This window comes from Isoptericola sp. b515, from assembly GCF_030588125.1.
Classification (GTDB): domain Bacteria; phylum Actinomycetota; class Actinomycetes; order Actinomycetales; family Cellulomonadaceae; genus Isoptericola; species Isoptericola sediminis.
The window spans coordinates 481160-504342 of the sequence record NZ_JAUQYR010000002.1; the positions used below are offsets into that span (position 1 = coordinate 481160).

Genomic DNA, 23183 nt, shown 5'->3' on the forward strand with positions numbered 1-23183 from the left:
CTGCGGGTCATGCGCGTACCTCCTTCACGTTCGGGCGGCGCTCGCGCCGCCGACTCCTGGCCGAGGTCAGTCTACTCCGGGCCTGTTCACGGTGCCCGAGCCGGGCGCCGTGGCATCGGTCACGCGTCAGCGCCGCGGGTCGCAAACCGTCATGCCCGCCCGGCTCGTGGTCCGCAGGTTCGGCAGCAGGCGGGCGGCGGTGTCCAGGTCGACCACGTCGTCGAGCAGGTCCTGGGGGCGCAGGGTGCCGTCGGCGACCAGGGCCATCATCGCGGGGTAGTCGGCGGCGGGCATGCCGTGCGAGCCCAGCAGGTCGAGCTCGAGCGCGATGACGCGGTCCATCGGCACCGGGGGATGACCCTCGACGGCGGGCAGCAGCCCGACCTGCACGTGCCGGCCGCGCCGGCGCAGCGCGCCGATCCCCGTCGCGCAGGTCTCCGGGGAGCCGACGGCGTCGAGCGCGACGTGCGTCCCGCCGTCGGACAGCTCGTGGATCGCCGCCACCGTGTCGCCGCCGTCGGCGAGGAGCGTGTGGTCGGCGCCGGCCCGGCGCGCGGCCTCCAGCGCGGCCGGGTCGCGGTCCACGGCGATGACGCGGGCCCCGCGGGCGGCGGCGACCATGACGGCGCTCAGCCCCACGCCGCCGGCCCCGACGACGGTGACCTGCTCGCCGGCACGCACCCGGGCCCGGTGCGTGACCGCGCGGAACGCGGTGGCGAACCGGCAGCCCAGTCCGGCCGCGGTGGTGTCGGTGACGTCGTCGGGCACGGCGACGAGGTTGGTGTCCGCGGCGTGCAGCGCCACCAGCTCGGCCCAGGAACCGTGGTGGGTGAACCCGGGCTGGGTCTGGTCCGGGCACACCTGGGCGTCGCCGGCGCGGCACCAGGCGCAGCGCCCGCAGCCGCACACGAACGGCGTGGTGACCCGGTCCCCGACGCGCCACCGCTGCACCCCCGCGCCGACGGCGGCGACCGTGCCCGCGAGCTCGTGCCCGGGGACGTGCGGGAACGTGGTGATGTCGCCGTCGTGGCCGGCCCACCCGTGCCAGTCGCTCAGGCACAGCCCGGTGGCGTGCACCCGCACGACGACGCCGCCGTCGGGCGCGACGGGGTCGGGCAGCTCGCGCACGGTCACGGGGCCGCCGAAGGCGTCGTAGACGACGGCGCGCACCTCAGGCCTCCTCGGCCATCGGCCGGGGCGACGCGGCGCGGGGCCGGGCTGCGGTTGGCATGTCGCGATGATCGCACGTGGGCGGACGGTCCGGTGGGGCAGTTCTCATGCAGCGCGCGTGCGGTCGCCCATCAGCTCGACGCCCGCTCCATCGAGCTCGTCGAGGAACGCGGCCCGGCCGGCCATCGCCATCACCAGGGCGAGCGTCGTACCGCGGACGACCGGACCGTCCCCGTGCCGGAAGGGAGAGTCGGTGGCGACCAGCTCCAGGCCGCGTGCGACACTGCGGCTGTCCACGGCGGCGTCCTTGGTCACGAAGAACTGCGCCACCTCGACGGCGGACTCGACGGACGGCCCCCCGACCAGGCCCAACGGTCGGCGCACGTCCTCGCCGTGCACGACGACCTCCCCCAGCCAGGCGCCGACGTCGCGGGACGGCGCCACCGTGCTCGCGGTGACGGCCCGGAACCGGGCCAGGGTCTCCGCGGGTGTGCTCCCGCGGTGCTCGGCCAGGCGGCGGGCGTTGTGGCGGTCCGGGTCGAGGCCGGCGCCGACCATGCTGCGCAGCCAGGCCCACCGCCCGAGACTCGCCCCGGCAACCAGGTGGGCGACGACGTCCTCGACGGTCCAGTCGCTGCACAAGGAGCGCGCTCGCCACTGCGCGTCGTCGACCTCGGCGAGGTCGTCGGCCAGCGCCGACCGTTCGGTGTGGACCAGCGCCCAGAGGCGCTCGTGGTGCGTCGTCACCCGCCTATCCCAGCGCATCGGCGGCGAGCGGGCCACTCCGGGGCGGCCGTCAGCGCGCGGCCGCCGCCGGGACCGGGGCCGGACGGGCCGCGACCGCGCCGTGGCCGGCGACGTCGACGCCCGCCTGCACGACGCGGGTGACGCCGTCGGAGACCTCGACCGTCGAGACCGACGCGTTCGGCAGGGCTGCCAGCCGGGACGGCTCCACCGTCCACAGGTAGGCGGCCAGCGTCAGGCCGTGGCCGACGACGAGGACGTGCTTCCCGTCGGCGCGACCGGCGCCGGTCGCGCCGCCGTCCGGCGCCGCGTGGGCCGCGACGATGCGCGCGAACACCGAGCGCACCCGGTCCATGAAGTCACCGCCGGACTCGCCCCCGCCGACACCCGGGTGGGTGCCCGCGAGCATGGCCGGGACGAGCTCCGACCACGGGACCTCGGCGTCGAGGGTGCGCTCCGGGCGCCGCTCGAAGCTGCCGAACGACAGCTCGCGCAACCCCTCCTCGATGCGGAGCCGGTGGCCGGGGTGGTGCTGGAGGATCTCCGCGGCGGTCTGGACGGCGCGGCCCTGCGGGGAGGAGTAGACCGCGTCGAAGGACCGGTCGGCCAGGTGTTGCGCCGTGACGCGGACGCCGGCGCGGCCCGTCCGTGTCAGCGGGGAGTCGCAGGCGCCCTGCAGGTGACGTCGGGCGTTGAGCGTCGTCTGCCCGTGGCGGACGAGCGTGAGCGTGAGGGTCATCGTCGGTGTGACCTTTCGTCGGGTGTCTTCCTCCTCGACGGTAGGGCCGCGGGGTGGACCGCCGGTGGCCGGCCGGTGTACGCGCGCCGGCGGTCCGACGGCGGATGCGTGGCGCCTGTCCCTCAGGGCGTGACGACGATGTTGCCGACCTTGCGGCCGGTGTCGATACGTGCGTGCGCGGCGGCGACGTCGTCGAGCCCGCCGACGGACTCGACGACCGGGGCGAGCTCCCCGTCGGCGAGGAGGCGGAGCAGCTCCGCGACGTCCTTGGGCTTCTCGGGTGCCGGGCCGGAACGGACCCGGCCGAACGAGGTGATCGTCTGGCCGAACGTGCCGGTGACGAGCAGCAGGATGCCGTCCTCGGTGAGCAGGCGTCGTCCGGCCCGGGTGCTCAGCGCCCCGACGACGTCGACCACGACGTCGTAGCGGCCGGTGAGCTCGGTCACGGGTGTGGTCGTGTAGTCGACGACGTGCTGGGCGCCGAGCCGGCGGACCAGGTCGAGGTTCGGCGTGCTCGTGACGCCGGTGACCGTCGCGCCGAGGTGGCGGGCGAGCTGGACGACGCTCGTGCCCACCGCGCCGGAGGCACCGACCACGAGAACCGTCGTGCCGTCGGTGACCGTCGCCCGGCGCGTCAGGTAGTGCAGGGCCGTCGTGCCGCCGAACAGCACGGCCGCGGCGTCCTCGTGGCTGACGCCCCCGGGCTTCGGGACGGCCCGCTCGGCGGGGACGACGACGAGCTCGGCGTGGGTCCCCATCCGGCCCCCGGTCATCCCGGCGACCTCATCGCCGGCGGAGAGGCCGGTCACGTCCGGACCGACCGCCTCCACGACGCCGGAGTAGACGCCGCCGAGGATCGGGCGGCGCGGACGGCGGAGGCCGAGGCCGAGCCGGGCGAGGAGGCGGAAGCCGGCGGGGAACCGCGACCCACGGATGCGGGCGTCGGCGACGGTGACCGCGGCGGCCCGCACGCCGACGAGCACCTCGCCCGGTCCTGGAACCGGATCGGGGACGTCGTCGACGTGGACGACCTCGGGCGGGCCGTACCGCCGGGCGACTGCTGCACGCATGATTCCTCCTGACAGGTGTAAGGCTGGTGGCTCCACTGTAGGCTTACGGGTGTAAGAACGGCAAGGGTTCGAGGAGGATTCGTGGCACGCACGACGCTGAGCAGCGCGAAGATCGTCGAGGCGGCGGTCCAGGTCGCCGACGAGGGCGGGCTGACGGCCGTCAGCATGCGCAACGTCGGACGACGTCTCGGCGTCGAGGCGATGTCGCTCTACCACCACGTCGCGAACAAGGAGGCGTTGCTCGACCAGCTCGCCGACTGGGTGTTCACCCGCATCGCCCTGCCCACCGTGGGCGACCCGTGGCGACCGGCGATGGCGGCCCGGGCCGAGTCGGCGCGGACGGTCCTGGCGGCGCACCCCTGGGCCCTCGGCCTCGTCGAGTCGCGGCGCACTCCCGGCCCCGCTCTGCTGCACCATCACGACACCGTGCTCGGGTGCCTGCGTGCCGGCGGCTTCTCCGTCGTGCTCGCGAGCCAGGCCTTCGCGGCCATCGACGCCTACGTCTACGGGTTCGTCCTCACCGAGCAGAGCCTCCCGTTCGAGGCCGGTGAGGACGCCGGGGAGTTCGTGGCGGCCGTCGACCTGCCGCTGGCGGAGTACCCGCACCTGGCCGAGATGGTCGGCGAGCTCGTGGTCGGCGGCGACTACCGCTTCGCCGACCAGTTCGACGACGGGCTCGCACTCGTCCTGGACGGCCTCGAGCGGCGGCTGGCCGGCGCCTGACCCTGAACGAAGCCGTCCGCCGCCGGGGGTTCCGCACGGCGGTTCGCGAGGTTACGGTTCCCGGGTCGGGCACGTCGACGAGGGGCCAGGGGCATGGACGATCTGATCGGACCGCGCTACTACGACCTGGACGGCATGCCCATCTCCCAGGCGCGCTGGGCCGTCATGTGGCACACGGCCGAGCGGCTCGTGGCGCAGACGCTGGTGGGCGCCGACTACGTCGTCGAGGTCCGCTGGGTCGGTGTCGATCGGGAGGAGGTCCGGCACGAGCGCCCGCTGATCTACCGGGTGACCGTGCACCCGCTGGGGTACGTGCTGCCCGCGGGCGCCGACGACGACAGCCCGGTCTCGCTGCTGCTCACCGACGAGACGACGCACGAGGAGTCCTACCCCGACCGGGCGACGGCGATCGTCGGCCACGACCTGCTCGTCGACTCCGTCCGGCGTGGCCTCGCCGCGGCGTCGTTCGGGACCAGCGGGTGCGTCCCGTTGCGCGACCTGATCGCCGAGCCGCCCCTGGCGGCCTGATCCCCGCGAGTCAGGACGTCCGGCCGCGAGTCAGGACGATCGGCGGCGAGTCAGCGCACCCGCACCGACAGGCAGGTCACGCACCCCTCGAGCTTCTCGAACTCCGTCACCGGTGTGGTGACGACGTCCAGGCCACGGTCCCGGAGCAGGTTCGCGGTGCGCGGCGCGCTCGCGGACAGCAGCACCGTGCGGTCGTCGAGGACGACGACGGCGTTCCCCTCGGGCTCGGGGACCGGCACGAAGCGATCGAACAGGTCGGGAGCCTCGACCAGCGGCTCGTGGCCGATGACGGTGCCGTCCGGCAGCGCGGTCACTGCGCTCTTGAGGTGCAGCACGCGGGTCACCGGGACGGTCACGACCCGCCAGCCGCGAGGCTCGAGGAGCGTGCGGAGCTGCTCCACGCCGTCGTCGTCGGTGCGGCTGCTGCGTCCGACGTAGACCGTGCGCCCGACCTTGAGGACGTCGCCGCCCTCGAGGGTGGCGGGTGCCTCGATCGCGGCGACGTCTAGGCCGAGCGACTCGACGACAGGACGCATGCTCGCGACTTCACCCCGGCGCGACGCGGCCCCGGGGCGGGTCAGGACGGCGAGGTCGTCGAACACCACGACGGCGTCCTCGACGAAGACCCCGTCCGGGTGCTCGTCGGCCGCCGGGAGCTCGTGGACCTGCCAGCCGCGGGTCCGGAACCCCTCGACGTACTCCTGCCACTGCCGCTGGGAGAGCTCGGCGTCGACCGGGACGCGGTCGAGGTGGGTCAGCTCGCCCTCGGCGAGGCGGGGTGACGGCGAGCGGACGAGCAGGGTGCCGGGCATGAGGCGACCGTAGCGTGCCGCCGCCTGGCCGCAGACGCCACGGGCGGCGTGGCGCCGCACGGGTGCACGTCGTCGAGCTTGCGTGCTGACGTTCTGCCATCTGCAGCGTAGAGGGGCTGCTATCTGTAGCGTAGAAAGCCTGCTATATGTACAGTAGCCTGGTGGAAGCCTACCGGCGCAGAGTTCTCGATGCTGTTCTCGACGACCTCCAGCCGAACCTGCGCGCCGTCGTCATCCAGGGCGCCAAGGGCGTCGGCAAGACGGCGACCGCGGCGCGCCGTGCTCGGAGCGTCATCCGTCTCGACCGCGAGGTGGAACGGATCGCGTTCGCCGCCGAACCCGAGGTGATCAGGGAGATGCCGGGACCGGTTCTCCTGGACGAGTGGCAGCGTTGGCCCGAGTCCTGGGACGTCGCACGGCGTGCAGTGGACGACGGCGTCGCCCGCGGTCACCTGATCCTCGCCGGCAGCTCCGCCCCTCGGGGCGCCACGGTCCACTCCGGGGCCGGCCGCATCGTCCCCTTCCGGTTGCGGCCCATGAGCCTGTCCGAGCGCGGTGTCGATGATCCGACCGTCAGCCTCGCGGACCTCCTCGCCGGCGAGGCGACCGTGCGCGGTGCAACCTCGCTCTCGCTCTCCGACTACGCGGAACAGATCGTGGCCACCGGCTTCCCCGGCATCTACGCCGAACCGGCACGTACCCGGCCGGCACTCGTCGACGCCTATCTGGAGAACCTCGTTCAGCGCGAGTTCCCCGAGCAGGGTTACCCCGTGCGCAAGCCCGAGGTGCTCGGTGCCTGGATGGCGGCCTACGCTGCGGCGACGTCGACAACGACCGGGTACGGCCGGATCCTCGACGCGGCCACGCCCGGTCAGGGGGACAAGCCGGCGCGGACCACCACCATGACCTACCGCGACGCCTTGAGCGGCCTGTGGGTGCTGGACCCACTTCCGGCGTGGCTCCCGACCCGCAACGAGTTCGACCGCCTCGCCAGCACGCCGAAGCATCAGTTGGCCGACCCCGGACTCGCGGCCCGTCTGCTGCGTGCCACAGGTCCATCCCTCGTGCGAGGTCGTCACGATCATCTCCTCGGGCCGCTGTTCGAACACCTCGTCGCCCTGTGTGTGCAGGTGTACGCCCAGCCGAGCGGGGCGACCGTGTCGCACCTACGCACCCGGAACGGTGACCACGAGGTCGACCTCGTCGTGGAAGGACCGGACGGAGGCGTGGTGGCGATCGAGGTCATGGTCACCCCGACGCCGACCGACGGGGACCTCAAGCATCTGCGTTGGCTGCGGGGCAAGCTGGGCGACGACCTTGCCGACGCGGTGGTGGTGACGACCGGGCCGCGCGCCTACAGGCGGCAGGACGGGATCGCCGTCGTGCCGGCAGCGTTGCTCGGGCCGTAGGCCGCGGCGGGTCGATCGACGACCGGTGCTGGCCACCCAGCGTCCCGTCCGCCAGGATTCTGGTCGTGACCCGCACGTCCTGGTGACGGAGCGAGACCTCTCCGTCCGACCCCATCCGAAGGAGCATCAACGACCATGGCGACACGCCTGGCCAGTGGCCAGTCCCTGCTCGACCGACTCCCCGGGCGGGAGGCGCTGCTCGAGCAGGACGTCCGGTTCCGTCCGCGGTGGTGGACGACGCGCGTGCCGGCGTCGGGGTGGCTCGACGACCTGCCCGAGGACCCGCCCGGAGGGGATTACCGCCGGATCTCGCGCGGCCGGGTGCTCGACGCCGCCGACGGTTCCGACGACTGGGAGGCGCGGACGCTGCTCGCAGCCGGCGTGTGGAGCGCGGGGGACAGGGCCCTCGTAGCGAGCCGCGGCGCGCGAGCCCTCGGCGGGACGGAGCCGTCCGAGCTGCTGTCACGGCTGCGCCTGGCCGCCAAGCACCTCGGCACCGGGCGGGGCGCCGTCGATGCCTACCGCTCGATGCTGCGTGGCGGGTCCGCGCACGTGAAGCACCTCGGCCCCACGCTGATCAGCACGTACCTCTACGCCGCGGACTTCGGCAACCGGGGTGGGGTCCGGGGCGGTGACGCGCTGGTTCTGGACCGTTTCGTCGTCCGGGCGCTCAACGACCACCACGGCTGGTCGGTGCCCGAGGACGGTCCGTGGTCCGCCGACCTGTACGCCCGGTGGCTCGACGTCGCCACGGAACAGGCGTGGCTGGCAGCGATCGAGCTCGGCCGCACCGTGCGGGGCGACGAGATGGAGTTCGCGTACGCAGCGCACGGCAAGTCGCTGGGGTAGTCAGACGCCAACCGGGTGAAACCGGACGCATGCTCTGGTCACCCCGCCGTCGTTGTCGGCATGTCGAGCTCGACGCCCTCGCCGAAGGAGCCCAGCGTCAGTGGGTCCGTGCCGTGAGCGCGGGCAGCAGGCGGGCCTTCGGCTGTCCAACGTGGCCCTCGACGTCGTCGATTTCGTCGAGCGTGGCCGCGAACGCCGCCGGCGCACCCTGCGGCATGTCACCAACACGACCAAGGACTGTGCCCATCGCGCGTCGTTGACGAGTCGGAGCGGCGCTCCGAGCTGGGGGAGGGACCGGGCGTCGAGCAGGGTCGGTTCCACCTGGTCGCCGTACGGCGACATGACAGCCATGTCGCCGTACGGCGACATCCGCCTGCTCACCGTTGCGGCGACCCAGGTCACGGCGCAACGCGTCGTGAGCATGTACCGTGGCCCACGGTCGGATCGCCTCGGCGCTCCGACCGTGAACCAAACCAGGCTTGTGTATCTACCAGGTGCTCCTCGCGCCCACGGCGGCACGACGATCGTGCGGCGACGCCGCGCTGGAGGAGACCGAGAGCATGACCCTGTCCGAGACGCTGGCCCGGACGACGAACGCCCCGGCCACGGACCGCCCCGCCGACGAATCCGGTCCCACCCTGGTCCAAGCCATGGGCCGCACCTACTTCCCGCTCGCGTTCGTCGCGCGGCTCCCCTTCGCGATGATGGTTGTCGGGGTCCTGACGATCGTGGTCGCCGGACGTGACTCCCTGACCCTGGGCGGCCTGACGTCAGGTGTCGTCGGCATCGGTGGCGCGGCGATCGGCCCGCTGATCGGCGCCTGGGCGGACCGCGCCGGGCAGCGCACCGTGCTGCTCGTCACCGCCGCCGTGAACAGCCTCCTGCTCGTCGCCCTGACCGCTGCGGTGTACGCCGCGGTGCCGGACGTCGTCGTCCTGGCGATCGCGTTCGCCATCGGCGCCTCCGCACCGCAGGTGCCCCCGATGTCGCGCAGCCGCCTCGTCGGGGTCATTCACTCCCGCCTTCCTGCGGCCGTCCGCGCTCGCACGGTGAGCCGCACGATGTCGTACGAGTCCGCCGCGGACGAGATCGTCTTCGTCATCGGGCCGTTCGTCGTCGGCCTGCTGGCCGCGGCGTTCGGTCCCGCCGCGCCGATGCTCGCCGCCGCGGCGCTGACCGCGCTGGCCGTCGGCGCGTTCGCGCTGCACGCCTCGGCCCGCACGACGGCGGCCCAGGACGCGGGCACGACGGCTCACGCTGCGAAGTCCGCCGAGCAGGCCCCGGCCTCCGAGCTGTGGCAGGCGCGCGTCCTGGTGCTGGTCGCCGGGTTCGTCGGCATCGGGCTGTTCTTCGGCGCCACGCTGACGGCGATGTCCGCCGTCACCGGGGACGCCGGCCACTCCGAGCGGGCGGGTCTGCTGTACGGGTTCATGGGCATCGGCTCCGTGGTCTCGGCCCTGGCGGTCTCTGCGCTGCCCGCTCGGTTCAGCCTGCGGGCACGCTGGCTGACGGCAGCCGTCGTGCAGCTCGTGGGTGCCGTCGTCGTCGCGACCGCGGCCTCGACCGGCGTGCTGATCGCCGGGCTCGTGATCGCCGGTCTCGGCATCGGCCCGAGCCTGGTGACGATCTACTCCCTGGGCTCGCACCGCAGCCCGATCGGGCGTGGCACGACGCTGATGACGATGCTCGGATCGGCCATCATCCTCGGGCAGTCGGCCGCCTCGGCGGGCACCGGTGCCCTCGCCGACACCGTCGGGACGACCGCCGCCCTGGCGATGCCGGCCGTGGCCGCCGGCGTCGTCCTCGCGGCCGCCGCTGGGAACTGGCGGCAGGCCGACCGATAGACTCGGCTGAATGCCTCCTGCCGACCGCTGGGATCAGACTCTCGCCGACGATGGCGCGGTGCAGTTCAGCGCGTCGCGACGGTGGCTGTTCTTCCCGCTCGGTGTCGCGGTCGTCCTCGTCGGCCTCGGGGTGCAGCTCTGGAGCGATCCGGGGGCGTCTCGCCTGATCGCCGGTCTCGTCGTCGGGGTCCCCGCGGTCGGTGTCGTCGCCCTCCTCTGGCGTATCGCACGACCGTTCCGCCTCGTCGTCACCCCGGACGTCGTCCGGTACCGCCGCCTGGAGGTGCCGTGGAGCGACGTCGTCGCGGTGCACGACCGGACCACCGGGGCGAACCGGTTCCTGCTCCTGCAGTGCACCGAGGACTCTGCCGCGCGGCTCGGGTCCCATCCCGGCCTGACGCGCCGGCTTCTGCGGCACGACGACGAGACGCGCGGCCGAGCGTGCGTCGAGATTCCGGGGCCGTTCGACCACCACGAGGAGCTGGTGGCCTGGCTCGAGGCCGTGCGCGCACGGAACGCAGGGGGCGACGTCGAGGCTCCCGTCGACGACCCGGAGAACGCCGAGCCTCCGCACTGAGTGGTGACGCACGGGCGATCGACGCCCGTCGAGGCTGCCTGCTGCTCGATGGGTGACTCACGGGATAGCGTCGTCGGCATGGATGATGTCGTGCAGGTCGTGACCACGATCGACTCCGAGGACACCGCGAACAAGCTGGTTCGCGACGCCGTCGCGCGCCGTCTGGCCGCCTGTGGGCAGGTGGACGGCCCCGTCACCAGCGCCTACTGGTGGGACGGCAGCGTCGAGACCGCCACCGAGTGGCGGGCGACCTTCCGAACGACGGCGGATCGTGCCGGCGAGCTGCAGACATGGCTGATCGAGCAGCACCCGTACGAGGTGCCCGAGGTGCTCGTGAGCCCGGTGACCGACGGGAACCCCGACTACCTGGCCTGGGTGCGTTCCGAGGTGGGCTGACCCGCCTGAGGGGCGAAACGCCGCTTCAGCCCGTGAGCCGCACCTCCGCGTCATGCACCTCGATCGGGTCGGTGCTGTCCGTGGTGGTGAGCTCGCCGTCGATGTCGGTCCAGGTCGGTGTTCCGGTGATGCGGAACTGCCCGTGCCAGGTGGTGGTGAGGCTCGCGGTGAACGTGCCGGGTTCGGGGTAGGGCAGGTTGATGGCGTCGGCGCTGTCCCAGCGGCCGCCCGGATGGTCCGTCGTGATCGGCGTGGTGTCGTCGCCGGCGTCCCAGGTGAACTCGGCAGGATAGGCCCGGATCTGGACGGGGACGCCGAGGAGCGCGGTGTCCATGACCTGGTCCGTGTCGTCGGTGCGCGGATGGATCCCGAAGTTGACGATCGCCCAGTCGCGCTCGATCTCCAGATGAATCTGTGCGGGTTCGACGGGCATGTTCTGGAAGGCGCGCTCAGCCTCGGCCTCGAGGTCGGCCGCCGTGACGCAGGTCCCCTCGCTGATCAGCCGGGGCGCGGACTCCGCGCCATTGGCGGCGAGAGTGACCGCGAAGAGGCCTGCCAGGGCGAAGGCGTCGTCCGGGCAGTCGATGCCGGTGGCTATCGTCTCGGTGCCCTCGTCGCAGACGGTGCGGAGCACGCTGTTCTCCAGGTCGCTCAGCAGGCAGTAGTGCACCGTGGCGCGGAAGTAGCGGGTGTCGGAGGCGAAGTCGCCGCCGGTGCCGTTGAGGAGGGCGTCCTGCTGCTCAAGCGTGGCACCGACAGTGACCGAAGGATCCTGTCCATCTTGAACGCCAGTCTGGTAATCGGGAGGTTCAGCAGCGACTGCGCCGGATGAACACAAGAGAACCATCGCGAGCGCACCTGCAACGGAAGCTCTGGGAGTCACGGCGCATCGTTCGGGATCGGGGCAATCTCGACGAGAACCCAGGTGCCGTCACGTAGCGCGATTTCGGCTCGACGTTCTGCTGTCGTTGCTGCGGAGTCCATGAGTACCTCGCCAGAAGGTGCCGCAATGCTTGTTGCATGCTCGCGAACGGTGATGTTCATGGGCCAGATGCCGGTGATCACGTCGCGTGCAAACACCTTGTCTACCCTGACTTCGTAGCCGCCACCTTCGAACAGGTCACCCCTCTCAGCGATCAACTGCGCTTGATCGAGACGCGATTCGCAGTAGTCGCAGGACCTGTGCGAGTGCCGTTCCCACGCGGTGGTGTCGCCAGAGACCATCATCGGCTGTTCGAGTCCGAGGATGTACTCGACCGCCGCCGCAGCGCCCTCGGCGTTCTTCTTGTCCATCGCCGCCGGGCGCTCGGGCTTCGTCGGGCCGGTGGGGGAGGGCGACGGGGACGGGGTCGGCTCCTCCGATGGCGCCGTCGTCACAGGGGCAGAGGAAGGCTCGCTCGCCTGCGCTTCCGGCTTCGGATCACCCCCGGTGCATCCGGCCAGGAGCCCCAGGACGACCAGGGCCGGGACGAGTCGTCGAAGCGATGAGTGGTGCCGGGGTGTGCGCGCCATTGCGTCTCCAGGGCATCAGTGGCAGGACGTCACCAGACCCTAGCGAGCCGGACACATCGGGCGAAACCTCCCGCCCACCCTGTGGACGGAGCTGCCGACCTCAGGCGAGCTGCGCGGTGAGGACGATGTCCTCGCCGACGTCGAGCTGCACGTCCGCCAGCTCCACGCCGGGCGGCAGGGACGCGCCCAGGTCGACCTTGCGGCCCGCGGCGGCCTCGAGCCGGCCCTTGATGGCCCCGAGCATGGCTCCGACGATCGGGTTGCCGCTGGACAGCTCGACGTCACCGACCGTGAGCACCATGGCGTCGTCGACGGACGCCGAGGCGGTCGCGGTCACGGTCGCCGACAGGAACGACTTCTTGATCCCGGCCTCGATGCGCAGCGACGCCGCGCGCGGTCCGGCCTGCTCGACCTGCAGGTCGAAGTCGTTGAGCGCGATGCCGTTGCCGGACAGCGCCACCGCCAGCAGTCCCTGCACGGTGCCGGCCAGCCCCTCGTGGGACACGGCCAGCCGGGCGTTCCCGGAGACGGGGGAGTCGTCGGACGGCTCGACGAGCTCGGCGCCGACCATCTCGTCGGCCGTGGTCACCCAGGAGAAGCGGAGCCCGGTGATCTCGGCGGTCAGGTCGACAGGCAGGTCGACGGCAGCCATCGGGTGCGCGTCGATCCGCAGCCGGCGCAGCACCGCGTCCTCACGTCCGGTGATCTCCGGCCGCCACGGCGCCGGGGTCTCCTGCGCACCGGTCGGCATGCCCATCACCACGCCCGTGAGGTCCACGTCCAGCGAGGAGATGTCGCCGCCGTCGAGCACGGGCAGGACCTTGGCGTCGTCCAGGTTCTGGACCTGGTCGCCGGCCAGGGCGACGAGCGCGGCGCGCAACCGCGCGGCCAGATCCTCGTCCGTGGCGGGGCGCGGGGCGGTACCGAGGGGGAGCAGTGCGTCCATGCGGTCGAGCCTAACCGCCGTCCCCGATCGTCGGCGCCACGGGTGGCGACGCCCCGGCTCGCCGTCGGGCGCGGACCAGCCGCCATCCCGCGATCGCGAGAAGGACCACCAGCGGGACGACCAGCAGGGGGAGCAGGATCGCCGTCAGCGACAGGCCGACCGACGCGCCGTCCTCGGCCGAGGACAGCACGGGCGCCGCGAGACCACCCGTGGCCGCGTTGGCGCCCGCCCGCACCCCGGCCTTGGTGAGGTGCACGATCAGTGCCAGGACGATGCCCAGCACCACCGGTACCCAGTCGCCGGACTCCACGAAGGCACCCGGGTCCTCGACCCGCGTGGTCGACGACGTCGCCCCGGCGCCGAACGCGATCCCCCCGGCGCCGGGGCGCACGACGGTCTGCACGAGGTCGTTGACGGAGTCCAGCACGGGCACCTTGTCGCCGACCGCCTCGAGAACGAGCAGCACCCCGAGGACCACCAGCACCCAGCCGTTCTCCAGCCAGGACCAGGAGGCGGGGAGCGTCAGCAGGTCGCTGTACCGGGCGAGCAGTCCCAGCGCCAGCAGCGGGATCCAGGCGTTGAGCCCGGCGGCGAGCGCGAGCCCCGTCCCGGTGGCCAGCTCCAGCATCAGCGGGGCACGAGCGGGTTGTGCCCCGCCGTCACCCGCTCCTCCGTACGGACCGGCCCCGGCGCGGTGCCATCGCCCCAGGGGTCGCCGCCGAAAGACTCCCGGCCGTGCGGCGTCAGCCAGCCGGACAGGTCCGGTCCGACGGGGACGATCTGCGTGGGATTGATGTCGGTGTGCACCACGTAGTAGTGCTGCTTGATCTGCTCGAAGTCGACCGTGTCGCCGAACCCGGGCAGCTGGAACAGGTCGCGGGCGTACGCCCACAGCACCGGCATCTCGGTGAGCTTGTTCCGGTTGCACTTGAAGTGCCCGTGGTAGACGGCGTCGAACCGCACCAGCGTGGTGAACAGCCGCACGTCGGCCTCGGTGACCGCCTCGCCCATGAGGAACCGCCGGGTGCTGAGCCGGTCCTCCAGCCAGTCCAGCGCGGTGAACAGCCGCTCGTACGCGCTCTCGTACGCCTCCTGCGACCCGGCGAACCCGCACCGGTAGACGCCGTTGTTCACCTCGGTGAACACCCGCCGCATCACCGACTCCATCTCGGCGCGCTCGTCGGCGTCGGCCGGCCACAGCGTCGGGGCGCCGTCGCGGTGGTGCTCGGTCCACTCGGTCGACAGGTCGTGGGTGATCTGCCCGAAGTCGTTCGTGACGACGGCCCCGTCCCGGGTGTCCACGATCGCGGGCACGGTGATGCCGCGCGGGTACTCCGGGTCGCGGGCGAAGAAGGCCTCCTGCAGCCGCTCGATGCCGAGCACCGGGTCCCGGCCGCCGGGGTCGAGGTCGAAGGTCCAGCTGCGCTCGTCGTGGGTCGGGCCGGGCATGCCGATGCTGAGCACGTCCTCCAGGCCGAGCAGACGCCGCACGATGATCGAGCGGTTCGCCCACGGGCAGGCACGGGCCGCCACGAGCCGGTACCGGCCGGGCTCGACGGGGTAGCCGTCGGCGCCGTCGCGGGTGATCCGGGTCGAGAGGTAGTTCTGGTCGCGCACGTACTCCTGGCCGGGGACCGTGTAGGTCCCGCCCTGGGCGTGCTCGGGACGCTGGGTGGTCTGCTGCTCGCTCACTTCGCCGCCTTTGCTGCTGCCTTCTGGGCCTTCTTGAACTCCCGGACCTCCTGCAGGGACTCGGCGCTGGTCACGTCCGCGATGGAGCGGCGCGACCCCTCGTCGCCGTAGTGCCCGGCGGCCTCGCGCCAGCCCTCGGGCTCCACGCCGCGCTGCTTGCCGAGCAGCGCCAGGAAGATCTGCGCCTTCTGCGTGCCGAACCCGGGCAGGGCGTTCAGCCGCTGGAGCACCTCGGCCCCCGTGGGTGCCCCGCCCGAGGCGCCCGGTGCGGTCCAGATCCGGGTCACGTCGCCGTCGTAGTCGTCGACGACGGCGCGCGCCACGGCCTGCACCCGCCCGGCCATGGAGCGGCCGTAGCGGTGGATCGCCGGGGGAGTGGTCGCCATCTCGATGAACGCGTCGGGGTCGGCGTCGGCGATCGCGGCCGGGTCGAGCGTCCCGAACCGGTCGGCGATCTTGCGGGGGCCCGCGAACGCGTGCTCCATCGGGTACTGCTGGTCCAGCAGCATCCCGATCAGCAGGGCGAACGGGTCCTCGCTCAGCAGGCGGTCCGACGCGTCGTCGCCGGTCATCCAGAGCTGTGCGGTCATGGACCCCATCCTGCCCGATACCCTCGGCGGATGGCTCGACACCCTCACGTCCTGGCCGGCTCCCTCGCCGCCGCGCTCACCGTCACCGGCACCCTGCACTTCGTGAACCCCCGCGTGTTCGAAGGGCTCATCCCGAAGGCCCTCGGTTCGCCGCGCGCCTGGGTCTACGGCAGCGGCGCGGCCGAGCTCGCCTGTGCCGCCGCGGTCGCCGTCCCGGCCACCCGCCGCGTCGGTGGCCTCGCGACGGCGGCGCTGTTCGTGGGCGTGTTCCCCGGCAACGTGAAGATGGCCCTGGACTCCCACCCGGGCGCCCGGCACTGGTCCCGCAAGCCGTCGGTGGCCTGGGGCCGGCTGCCGCTGCAGGTGCCGCTGGTGGCCTGGGCGTGGCGGGTCGCCCGCAGCGCCGACCGCGACTGAGCGGGCTCAGACCTCGTCGAAGGTGAGCACCGGCCGCCCGGTGCGCGGGTGCCGCAGCACCGTGGTGCGCACCCCGTAGGTCGGGTCGATCACCTCGGGCACCAGCACCTCCTCGACCGGCCCCGCCGCGACGACCCGACCGGCCGGCTCCGGGGCGAGCACGACGACGTGGTCACACGTCGCGGCGGCCAGCGACAGGTCGTGCAGCGCCGCCAGCACCGTGACGCCGTCGGCCGCGAGCTCGCCGACCAGCCGCATCGTGGCGAGCTGGGCCGCGACGTCGAGATGGTTCGTCGGCTCGTCCAGGAGCAGCACCCGGGGCTGCTGGGCGAGCGCCCGGGCCATGTGCACGCGCTGACGCTCGCCGCCGGACAGCGTCGACACCTCCCGCGCGGCCAGGTCCCCGGCTCCGGCCCGCTCCAGGGCGGCGTGCGCGATCGCGTGGTCGTCCTCGGTGGGCCCGGCCAGCACCGATCGGTGCGGCGTGCGGCCGAGCAGGACGGCGTCGAACACGGTCACCGGCAGCTCGGAGGCGGCGTCCTGCTCGACGAACGCCAGGGTCCGAGCCCGACGGCGGCGCGCCATCGCCAGCAGGTCCTGCGACGCCTCCGCATCGCCCGGAGCGCCGCGCCGGGAGACCAGGGACACCAGCCCGCCGTCGGGCCGCTCGACCCCGGCGACGAGGCGCAGCAGGCTGGACTTGCCGGTCCCGTTCGGCCCGACGAGGCCGGTCAGCGCTCCGGGGGGAGCGGTGACGTCGACGTCGTCGAGGATGAGCCGGTCGCCGACGGACCAGCGCACGCGCTCGGCCGTCAGGCCGGCGCCGTGCCCCGTCCCGACGGCGAGCGTCTCCGCCGTCGGCTGTTCGGTCGGGGGAGATCCGGAGATCTGCGTCATGCCCGGGCCTTCCCCTTCCAGAGCAGCACCGCGAACACGGGTGCGCCGATCGCGGCGGTGACGATGCCGACCGGCAGCTCGCGCGGGGCGAAGACGGTGCGGGCCAGGGTGTCGGCCCACATCAGGAACGTCGCCCCGCACAGCATCGACAGCGGCAGCAGGGCGCGGTGCCGGGCGCCGGTGATCGTGCGCACCGCGTGCGGCAGGATCAGGCCGACGAACCCGATCGCCCCGGACTGGGACACCAGCGCGCCGGTCAGCAGGGCGACGCCGATCAGCAGCACCCAGCGCACCGCGGCGACGGGGACGCCGAGCGTCGCGGCGGCGGTGTCGCCGAAGGTGAACGCGTCGAGCACCGATCCGGTCGAGGCGAGCAGGGTGCCGAGCACGAGCACGGCGCCGCCGGTGATGAGCACCGAGGGCCACTGCGCCCCGGCCACCGACCCGAGCATCCAGGACAGGATCTCGCGGTACTGGTCGCCCTGGGCGGACCAGAAGATGACGAAGCTGGTCGCCGCGGCCGCGAGCTGGGACACCGCGAGCCCGGCCAGCACGGTACGTCCGGGGGACAGGCCCCCGGCGCCGCGCCCGGCCGCCGTGGCCAGCGCCAGCGTCGCCACCAGGGCGGCGGCCGCCCCGACGAACGCCGCGACCGGCAGCACCGCCAGCCAGCCGAGCACCAGCACGCTGACGGCGCCCAGCGACGCCCCCGAGCTGAGCCCGAGCAGGTAGGGGTCGGCGAGCGGGTTGCGGGTCAGCGACTGCATCACCACGCCGCACACCGCCAGACCCGCGCCGACGGCCGCGGCGGTCAGCACCCGGGGCAGCCGCAGCTGCCACACGATGCCGTCGTCGAGCCGGTCGGGGGCGGCCAGCCCGAGCAGATCGCCCAGCCCGAGCCGCGTCGCCACGACCTGCCCGACGTCCGACGGCGTCAGCCCGGCCGGGCCGATCGCCACCGTGACGACGACGCTGGCCAGCAGCGCCGCCGTCGTCACGCCGAGCCACGCCAGCAGCCGGCCCCGCGACAGCGTCGCGGGGACCGGAGCGCGCGTGGCCGTCTCACTCATCGAGGTCGAGCTCCGCGAGCTGGTCGGCGAGGTCGGCGGCGGCGTCGGCGTTGCGCACGCCCGCCTCCGTCGCGGGGAACGGCACGACAAGGTAGCGCTCCTCGCGCACGGCCGACAGCTCGGCGGTGGCCGGGTTCTCCTCGAGCCGGGCGATCTTGTCCTCGGCCGAGTTCCAGGTGGCGTCCACCAGCACGACGACGTCCGGGTCGGCGTCGACGATCTCCTCCCACGACAGCGAGGTCCAGGTGTCCTCGACGTCACCGGCGACGTTGTCCAGCCCAACGGCGTCCAGGATCATCTGCGGCGCGCCGATGCCGGCCCCGACGTAGGGGATGTCGCTGCCGGAGGAGTACCACAGGGCGCTCAGGCCGCGGTCGTCGGGGGTGACGCCGTCGAGCACCGCCTGCTGCTCCGCGACCAGCTCGTCCGCGGCGCCGTTCACGTCGAAGATCCGGCCGACCTCGGTGATCTCGGCGAACACCTCGTCGAAGGTCAGCGGGTTCGGCATGTAGGCCGGGTCCTTGCAGGCCGCCGGGGCGACGTAGCTGTTCACCCCGAGCGAGGACAGGGTCTCGCGGTCCCCGGCGCCGTCGGCGGCCACGTTGGACTCCCACCCGGCGTAGACCAGGTCGGGCTCGAGCTCGAGCACGGCCTCGGTGCCCGGCACCTCGTCGCTGAACGGCTCGGCGACAGCAGTGCCCTCGACGTCGTCGGCCAGCCACTCGGGCACGGGGCCGTCGAGGAAAGCCGACCCGACGACGCGGTCGCCCAGGCCGAGCGCCAGCAGCGTCTCGGCGGTGGAGGACTTGATGGTGACGACGCGTTGCGGGGCGGCCTCGAAGGTCACCTCGGTGCCGCAGTTGTCGAGGGTCAGCGGGTACTCGGTGGTGGCCGCGGTGCCGGCCGCGGCGGACTCCGCGGTCGACGGGGCGGCGTCGTCGGCCGGCACGGTCTCCGCCGAGCAGGCGGCGAGGGAGGCGACGGCGGTGGTCGCGAGGACGAGGGCAGCGATGCGCGCTCGGGGCACGGGTGGGCCTCCCGGAAGGCAGGTGGTATGGGTGGCGGGTGCGGCATCTCGCACCGACCGGACCTGCGGCCCAAAGAAGGGGCCGCACCGACGGGCGAGTCTCCGGTGCCCGTGGTCCGCGAGGACTCCCACCCTAGTACCCGCGCATTACGGGCTGATGACGGTCCGCCTCCGACGGCGGAACGGGCGCGGCGAAGGGCGCTCGCGGTGGCAGGGTGGACCGTATGAGGTTCCGAGCACGGGATGGGTGGGCCGCGCTGGCCGGCGTCGTGGCCGCCGGCGCGGGCCTGGCGCTGTCCGAGCTGGTCGCCGCCTGGGTCGACCCGGCCTCCTCGCCGGTGCTGGCCCTGGGCGGTGTCGTCGTCGACAACGTCCCGCCGTGGCTCAAGGACTTCGCCGTCGAGTGGTTCGGCACCGCCGACAAGCTCGTCCTGCTGTCCACGATGGGGGTCGTGCTCGCCGCCGGTGCGGTCCTGGCGGGGTTGCTGGAGCTGCGCCGCCCGCCGGCGGGACGGGTCCTCATGGGCGCCGTCGGCCTGCTCCTCGCGATCATCGCGGTGACCCGGCCCGGGGCCACACCGCTGTGGGCGCTCCCGGCGGTCCTCGGTGTCGGGAGCGGCGTCCTGCTGCTGCGGCTGCTCGTCGCCCGGGTGCCCGCGCGGGCCGCCGTGGTGCCGGTGGGTGCCGGCGCCGGGTCGGGCGGCGCGACCGACGTCCCGGCGGGCGAGCCGCCTGCCGCCGCGTTGTCGGACGACGGCGCCTCACGCCGCACCTTCCTCATCTGGACGGGGGCGACGGCCGTCGGCGGTGTCCTCGCCCTGGCGGCCTCACGTGCCCTGGCCGCCGGCAGCCGGGCGGTCGAGGTGGTCCGCGAGGCCATCCGCCTGCCGTCCGCGGCCACCCCCGCGCCCGCGGTGCCGGCCGGCGCCGACCTCGGTGTGCCCGGCACCGAGCCCTACGTCACGCCCAACGCCGACTTCTACCGCATCGACACCGCGCTGCGGGTGCCGAAGGTCGACCCCGCCACCTGGTCGCTGCGGGTCACCGGTCTGGTCGACGAGCCGTTCGAGATCACCTGGGACGAGCTGCTCGAGCTGCCGATGACCGAGCACCACGTGACCCTGTGCTGCGTCTCGAACGAGGTCGGCGGCGACCTCGTCGACAACGCCCTGTGGCTCGGCCACCCGATCCGCGAGCTGCTGGCCCGCGCCCGCCCGCAGGCCGACGCCGACATGGTGCTGTCGTCCTCGGTGGACGGCTGGACGGCGGGCACGCCGCTGGAGGTGCTCACCGACCCGGACCGGGAGGCGCTGGTCGCCGTCGGGATGAACGGCGAGCCGCTGCCCGAGGAGCACGGCTTCCCGGCCCGCCTGGTCGTGCCCGGCCTGTACGGGTACGTCTCGGCGACCAAGTGGGTCACCGAGCTCAAGGTCACGCGGTTCGCCGACGACCAGGGCTACTGGACGCCCCGCGGCTGGTCGGCGATGGGCCCGGTCAAGCTGCAGTCCCGGATCCACGTGCCGCGGCCGGGCGCTGCGGTCGAGGCCGGGCAGGTGACCATCGCCGGCGTCGCCTGGGCCCAGCACACCGGGATCTCCGGCGTCGAGGTGCGCGTCGACGACGGCGAGTGGATGGCGGCCGAGCTCGCCGACACCGTCGGGCCGGACACCTGGCGCCAGTGGCGCCTCGACTGGGACGCCACCCCCGGCGACCACCAGGTGGCCGTGCGCGCCACGGACGCGAACGGCCAGGTGCAGACCGCCGAGCAGGCGCCGCCGGCCCCGGACGGTGCGACCGGGTGGCACGCGGTCTCCGTCACCGTCGGCTGATCCGCTCCCGGGAAGCTCTCGTCCCTGTCCCGGGCGTGGTTGGCTTTCCTCCGTGGCCGCGAACCGTCCGACCCCGAGGAGCCGACCCATGAGCAGCAACCCGTCCGCGCCCGCCCGCCGTGCCCTCGTCACCGGGGCGTCCTCCGGCATCGGGGCCGCCGTGGTCCGCCGCCTGCGCGCCGAGGGCTGGCGGGTGGTCGCCGCCGCGCGGCGTGCCGACCGGCTCGAGGCGCTCGCCGCCGAGACCGGGGCCGAGGCCTACCCCCTGGACATCACCGACGACGCGGCGGTCGCCGCGCTCGCGGCGCACCTGGAGGCGACCGGCGGGCTGGACGCCGTGGTCAACAACGCCGGCGGGGCCCTGGGCCAGGACCGGGTGGAGGACGGCGACGTGGACGGCTGGCGGCGCATGTACGAGCTGAACGTGCTCGGCACCCTGCGCGTCACCCAGGCGGTGCTGCCCCTGCTGCGCGCGTCGGCCGAGGCGGCGGGGCCCGACGGCGGGTCCGACGTCGTCGTGGTGACCTCCACGGCCGCCCACGGCGCCTACGAGGGCGGGGCCGGGTACACCGCCGCCAAGCACGCCGAGCGGATGCTGTCCACGACCCTGCGCTGGGAGATCGCCGGCGAACCGGTCCGGGTCATGGAGATCGCCCCGGGAGCCGTCGCCACCGAGGAGTTCTCCCTCGTGCGGTTCGACGGCGACGCCGACCGGGCCGCGGCCGTGTACGAGGGCTACCAGCCGCTGCTCGCCGAGGACGTCGCCGACGCGGTCGCCTGGACCCTGACCCGCCCGGCCCACGTGAACACCGACCTGATGGTCATCCGGCCGCGGGCGCAGGCCCACAACCAGAAGATCGCGCGCACGGGCGTGTGACGGTCCGACCGGCCCGGGTCACGCCGGCCGGTCCGCGGCAGCCGCTCGGTCCGGTCCGGTCCGGGACCGGGCGGTCAGCGCCACCACGGGCAGCACGGCCAGGGCCAGCAGCCCTCCGCCGAGCGAGAGGACGGCGAAGCTGCTGGACGCCACGACGAAACCGGACCCGAGCCCGCCGGCAGCTCCCGCCAGCGCGAGCGAGAGGTCGACCGCGCCCTGGGTGCGGGCCCGGGTCGCCAGGGGCAGCGACGACGTGAGCATCGCGGTGCCGGACACCAGCCCGAGGCTCCAGCCCAGACCCAGCAGACCGAGGCCGACGGCGAGACCGACGACGGACGACGACGGCACGAGCCCGGCCACGAGACCGGAGGCCAGCAGCGTCATGGCCGCGGCGACCGCCACCCGGAGCGGCCCGAACCGGTCGGTCAGCCAGCCGGACAGCGGCGAGGGCAGGTACATCATCCCGACGTGCACGGCGATGACGAACCCGGCGGTCGACACCGCGTGCCCGTGGTCGGCCATGTGGACCGGCGTCATCGTCATGATCGCGACCATGACGGCCTGCGTGAGGACCATGACCGTCCCGGCGACGAGCACCGCGCGGCGCACGGCCCCGGGGTTCTCGGCCGCGGTCTCCGCCGGGGCGTCGTGCGCCGTCGCGCCCGGTACGGCGTCGTCCGTCTCCGGGACCTCGACCGCGGCGGGCACCGTCGCGTTCTCGACCGCGTCCTCGTCGAGCCGCCGGGCCAGCAGCAGCGGGTCGGGCCGCAGCGCGACCCCGAGCACGATCCCGGCCGCCGCGTAGGCGGCGCCGCCGAGGATGAACGGGCCGGTCAGCGCCGGCAGACCCCAGCCCGTGGCGACGTCGCCCATGACGCCCACGAGGTTCGGGCCGGCGACGGCGCCCAGCGTCGTGGCGACCAGCACGGTGCTCAGGGCCCGGGCCCGCCGGTGCGGTGCGGCGAGGTCGGCCCCGGCGTAGCGCGCCTGCAGGTTGGTGGCCGTGCCCGCGCCGTAGAGCGCGAACGCCCCCAGGAGGACCCAGACGTTCTGGGCGGCCGCGGCGGCCACGACGACGAACGCGCCGACGGCGCCGGCGACGTAGCCGGCGGCGAGACCCGCGCGGCGGCCGTGGCGCTGCGACAACCGGCCGACGGCCAGGGCCGCCAGGGCCGACCCGCCGGTGAACAGCGCCGCGGGGAGGCCGGCGAACCGTGCCGAGCCCAGCAGGTCCGTCACGAGGAGCGCGCCGACGGTGATGCCGGCCGCGAGTCCGGCGCCGGACAGCACCTGGGCGAGGACCAGGACGCGCAGCGTGCGGCGCTGCACCTCCACGACGGGACGGGTGGATGCCGGGGCGGCGGACATGGTCCTCCAGGTCGTACGCGCAGGGATACCCCGCAGGGTACTCCTGAAAGTCGGTGCGGTTCCGGCGCGGCGCGGGCTACCATGGTCCGCACAGGCG

The 23183-nt window shown here is 73.7% G+C and carries 25 protein-coding genes; 10 read left to right on the forward strand and 15 right to left on the reverse strand.

Translation table 11 applies throughout. The features are described from left to right. Positions 1-126 precede the first annotated feature (126 nt). The 4 genes from Q6350_RS07950 to Q6350_RS07965 all read right to left on the reverse strand — a co-directional run bounded on the left by Q6350_RS07950 (position 127) and on the right by Q6350_RS07965 (position 3723). Entirely contained in the window at positions 127-1170 is a 1044-nt protein-coding gene (locus Q6350_RS07950) for an alcohol dehydrogenase catalytic domain-containing protein (RefSeq protein ID WP_305065903.1), read from the reverse strand. 105 nt (positions 1171-1275) lie between these two features. After that, complete coding sequence (locus Q6350_RS07955; protein WP_304603602.1) at positions 1276-1917, reverse strand: maleylpyruvate isomerase family mycothiol-dependent enzyme; 642 nt, start codon at positions 1915-1917, stop codon at positions 1276-1278. 49 nt (positions 1918-1966) lie between these two features. Then, the gene (locus Q6350_RS07960) at positions 1967-2653 is read right to left on the reverse strand and encodes a histidine phosphatase family protein (protein WP_304607313.1); all 687 of its coding nucleotides are present in this window, start codon (positions 2651-2653) and stop codon (positions 1967-1969) included. A gap of 122 nt (positions 2654-2775) precedes the next feature. Then, a complete protein-coding gene (locus tag Q6350_RS07965; protein ID WP_305065904.1) occupies positions 2776-3723 on the reverse strand; it encodes an NAD(P)-dependent alcohol dehydrogenase in 948 nt (315 codons plus the stop codon). Between the two features lie 81 nt (positions 3724-3804). Here Q6350_RS07965 and Q6350_RS07970 point away from each other — a divergent pair, with 81 nt between their 5' ends. Together Q6350_RS07970 and Q6350_RS07975 are read left to right on the forward strand one after the other, a co-directional pair. Further along, complete coding sequence (locus Q6350_RS07970; protein WP_304607315.1) at positions 3805-4446, forward strand: TetR/AcrR family transcriptional regulator; 642 nt, start codon at positions 3805-3807, stop codon at positions 4444-4446. Between the two features lie 93 nt (positions 4447-4539). Beyond that, a complete protein-coding gene (locus Q6350_RS07975) occupies positions 4540-4974 on the forward strand; it encodes a hypothetical protein (protein WP_305065905.1) in 435 nt (144 codons plus the stop codon). 50 nt (positions 4975-5024) lie between these two features. Here Q6350_RS07975 and ddaH read toward each other — a convergent pair whose 3' ends face one another. Continuing rightward, on the reverse strand, positions 5025-5786 hold the full coding sequence (gene ddaH / locus Q6350_RS07980) for a dimethylargininase (protein WP_305065906.1): 762 nt from the start codon (positions 5784-5786) through the stop codon (positions 5025-5027). Positions 5787-5947: 161 nt separating this feature from the next. Between ddaH and Q6350_RS07985 the strand changes: the two genes are divergently transcribed. From Q6350_RS07985 to cutA, 5 genes are all read left to right on the forward strand, one after another. Then, the gene (locus tag Q6350_RS07985; protein WP_305065907.1) at positions 5948-7195 is read left to right on the forward strand and encodes an ATP-binding protein; all 1248 of its coding nucleotides are present in this window, start codon (positions 5948-5950) and stop codon (positions 7193-7195) included. Between the two features lie 135 nt (positions 7196-7330). Beyond that, positions 7331-8044 (forward strand): hypothetical protein, encoded by a 714-nt coding sequence (locus tag Q6350_RS07990; protein ID WP_305065908.1) that lies wholly within the window; start codon positions 7331-7333, stop codon positions 8042-8044. Positions 8045-8604: 560 nt separating this feature from the next. Then, positions 8605-9888 (forward strand): MFS transporter, encoded by a 1284-nt coding sequence (locus tag Q6350_RS07995; RefSeq protein WP_305065909.1) that lies wholly within the window; start codon positions 8605-8607, stop codon positions 9886-9888. A 58-nt stretch (positions 9889-9946) separates the two neighbouring features. Next, entirely contained in the window at positions 9947-10465 is a 519-nt protein-coding gene (locus tag Q6350_RS08000; RefSeq protein ID WP_304603620.1) for a hypothetical protein, read from the forward strand. A gap of 78 nt (positions 10466-10543) precedes the next feature. After that, complete coding sequence (gene cutA / locus Q6350_RS08005) at positions 10544-10861, forward strand: divalent-cation tolerance protein CutA (RefSeq protein WP_304603621.1); 318 nt, start codon at positions 10544-10546, stop codon at positions 10859-10861. Between the two features lie 25 nt (positions 10862-10886). Here cutA and Q6350_RS08010 read toward each other — a convergent pair whose 3' ends face one another. From Q6350_RS08010 to Q6350_RS08035, 6 genes are all read right to left on the reverse strand, one after another. Then, positions 10887-11744, reverse strand: coding sequence for a hypothetical protein (locus tag Q6350_RS08010; protein ID WP_305065910.1), 858 nt, complete (start codon positions 11742-11744; stop codon positions 10887-10889). Continuing rightward, positions 11741-12373 carry a DUF6318 family protein gene (locus Q6350_RS08015; RefSeq protein WP_305065911.1) on the reverse strand — a complete coding sequence of 211 codons (633 nt, stop codon included), beginning with the start codon at positions 12371-12373 and terminating at the stop codon, positions 11741-11743. Before Q6350_RS08015 ends, Q6350_RS08010 begins: the two co-directional genes overlap by 4 nt. A 100-nt stretch (positions 12374-12473) precedes the next feature. Beyond that, complete coding sequence (locus Q6350_RS08020) at positions 12474-13319, reverse strand: hypothetical protein (RefSeq protein ID WP_305065912.1); 846 nt, start codon at positions 13317-13319, stop codon at positions 12474-12476. A 10-nt stretch (positions 13320-13329) separates the two neighbouring features. Continuing rightward, a complete protein-coding gene (locus Q6350_RS08025) occupies positions 13330-13947 on the reverse strand; it encodes a DUF4126 domain-containing protein (RefSeq protein ID WP_305065913.1) in 618 nt (205 codons plus the stop codon). Continuing rightward, positions 13947-15011, reverse strand: coding sequence for a glutathione S-transferase family protein (locus tag Q6350_RS08030; RefSeq protein ID WP_370375374.1), 1065 nt, complete (start codon positions 15009-15011; stop codon positions 13947-13949). The genes Q6350_RS08025 and Q6350_RS08030 overlap by 1 nt, the downstream gene beginning before the upstream one ends. Continuing rightward, the gene (locus tag Q6350_RS08035; protein WP_304607325.1) at positions 15008-15601 is read right to left on the reverse strand and encodes an HhH-GPD-type base excision DNA repair protein; all 594 of its coding nucleotides are present in this window, start codon (positions 15599-15601) and stop codon (positions 15008-15010) included. The genes Q6350_RS08030 and Q6350_RS08035 overlap by 4 nt, the downstream gene beginning before the upstream one ends. 30 nt (positions 15602-15631) lie before the next feature. Here Q6350_RS08035 and Q6350_RS08040 point away from each other — a divergent pair, with 30 nt between their 5' ends. Continuing rightward, the gene (locus tag Q6350_RS08040; RefSeq protein WP_304607326.1) at positions 15632-16018 is read left to right on the forward strand and encodes a DoxX family protein; all 387 of its coding nucleotides are present in this window, start codon (positions 15632-15634) and stop codon (positions 16016-16018) included. A 6-nt stretch (positions 16019-16024) separates the two neighbouring features. Here the strand turns inward: Q6350_RS08040 and Q6350_RS08045 are convergent, their stop codons facing one another. Genes Q6350_RS08045 through Q6350_RS08055 form a run of 3 tightly spaced genes read right to left on the reverse strand, consistent with a single transcriptional unit; the run spans position 16025 to position 19012 of the window. Then, on the reverse strand, positions 16025-16915 hold the full coding sequence (locus tag Q6350_RS08045) for an ATP-binding cassette domain-containing protein (RefSeq protein ID WP_305065914.1): 891 nt from the start codon (positions 16913-16915) through the stop codon (positions 16025-16027). Further along, positions 16912-17985 (reverse strand): putative F420-0 ABC transporter permease subunit, encoded by a 1074-nt coding sequence (locus Q6350_RS08050; RefSeq protein ID WP_305065915.1) that lies wholly within the window; start codon positions 17983-17985, stop codon positions 16912-16914. The genes Q6350_RS08045 and Q6350_RS08050 overlap by 4 nt, the downstream gene beginning before the upstream one ends. Continuing rightward, on the reverse strand, positions 17978-19012 hold the full coding sequence (locus tag Q6350_RS08055; protein ID WP_304607329.1) for a putative F420-0 ABC transporter substrate-binding protein: 1035 nt from the start codon (positions 19010-19012) through the stop codon (positions 17978-17980). The genes Q6350_RS08050 and Q6350_RS08055 overlap by 8 nt, the downstream gene beginning before the upstream one ends. 224 nt (positions 19013-19236) lie before the next feature. On the opposite strand from Q6350_RS08055, the gene Q6350_RS08060 reads away from it, so the two are divergent. Both Q6350_RS08060 and Q6350_RS08065 read left to right on the forward strand, forming a co-directional pair. Continuing rightward, on the forward strand, positions 19237-20841 hold the full coding sequence (locus Q6350_RS08060) for a molybdopterin-dependent oxidoreductase (RefSeq protein WP_305065916.1): 1605 nt from the start codon (positions 19237-19239) through the stop codon (positions 20839-20841). An 88-nt stretch (positions 20842-20929) separates the two neighbouring features. After that, positions 20930-21718: an SDR family oxidoreductase gene (locus Q6350_RS08065; protein ID WP_171246843.1), complete on the forward strand. Its 789-nt coding sequence runs from the start codon at positions 20930-20932 to the stop codon at positions 21716-21718. 18 nt (positions 21719-21736) lie between these two features. Here the strand turns inward: Q6350_RS08065 and Q6350_RS08070 are convergent, their stop codons facing one another. Continuing rightward, positions 21737-23086, reverse strand: coding sequence for an MFS transporter (locus tag Q6350_RS08070; RefSeq protein ID WP_305065917.1), 1350 nt, complete (start codon positions 23084-23086; stop codon positions 21737-21739). Positions 23087-23183: the final 97 nt, after the last annotated feature.

Coding starts and splice junctions, on each gene's coding strand:
- Q6350_RS08045 (WP_305065914.1), bottom strand. CDS start 16,915: ATGACGCAGATCTCCGGATCTCCCCCGACCGAACAGCCGACGGCGGAG.
- Q6350_RS07965 (WP_305065904.1), bottom strand. CDS start 3,723: ATGCGTGCAGCAGTCGCCCGGCGGTACGGCCCGCCCGAGGTCGTCCAC.
- Q6350_RS08070 (WP_305065917.1), bottom strand. CDS start 23,086: ATGTCCGCCGCCCCGGCATCCACCCGTCCCGTCGTGGAGGTGCAGCGC.
- Q6350_RS08040 (WP_304607326.1), top strand. CDS start 15,632: ATGGCTCGACACCCTCACGTCCTGGCCGGCTCCCTCGCCGCCGCGCTC.
- Q6350_RS08060 (WP_305065916.1), top strand. CDS start 19,237: ATGAGGTTCCGAGCACGGGATGGGTGGGCCGCGCTGGCCGGCGTCGTG.
- Q6350_RS08015 (WP_305065911.1), bottom strand. CDS start 12,373: ATGGCGCGCACACCCCGGCACCACTCATCGCTTCGACGACTCGTCCCG.
- Q6350_RS07995 (WP_305065909.1), top strand. CDS start 8,605: ATGACCCTGTCCGAGACGCTGGCCCGGACGACGAACGCCCCGGCCACG.
- Q6350_RS07960 (WP_304607313.1), bottom strand. CDS start 2,653: ATGACCCTCACGCTCACGCTCGTCCGCCACGGGCAGACGACGCTCAAC.
- Q6350_RS08035 (WP_304607325.1), bottom strand. CDS start 15,601: ATGACCGCACAGCTCTGGATGACCGGCGACGACGCGTCGGACCGCCTG.
- Q6350_RS07990 (WP_305065908.1), top strand. CDS start 7,331: ATGGCGACACGCCTGGCCAGTGGCCAGTCCCTGCTCGACCGACTCCCC.
- Q6350_RS07975 (WP_305065905.1), top strand. CDS start 4,540: ATGGACGATCTGATCGGACCGCGCTACTACGACCTGGACGGCATGCCC.
- Q6350_RS08025 (WP_305065913.1), bottom strand. CDS start 13,947: ATGCTGGAGCTGGCCACCGGGACGGGGCTCGCGCTCGCCGCCGGGCTC.
- cutA (WP_304603621.1), top strand. CDS start 10,544: ATGGATGATGTCGTGCAGGTCGTGACCACGATCGACTCCGAGGACACC.
- Q6350_RS08020 (WP_305065912.1), bottom strand. CDS start 13,319: ATGGACGCACTGCTCCCCCTCGGTACCGCCCCGCGCCCCGCCACGGAC.
- Q6350_RS08065 (WP_171246843.1), top strand. CDS start 20,930: ATGAGCAGCAACCCGTCCGCGCCCGCCCGCCGTGCCCTCGTCACCGGG.
- Q6350_RS08050 (WP_305065915.1), bottom strand. CDS start 17,985: ATGAGTGAGACGGCCACGCGCGCTCCGGTCCCCGCGACGCTGTCGCGG.
- ddaH (WP_305065906.1), bottom strand. CDS start 5,786: ATGCCCGGCACCCTGCTCGTCCGCTCGCCGTCACCCCGCCTCGCCGAG.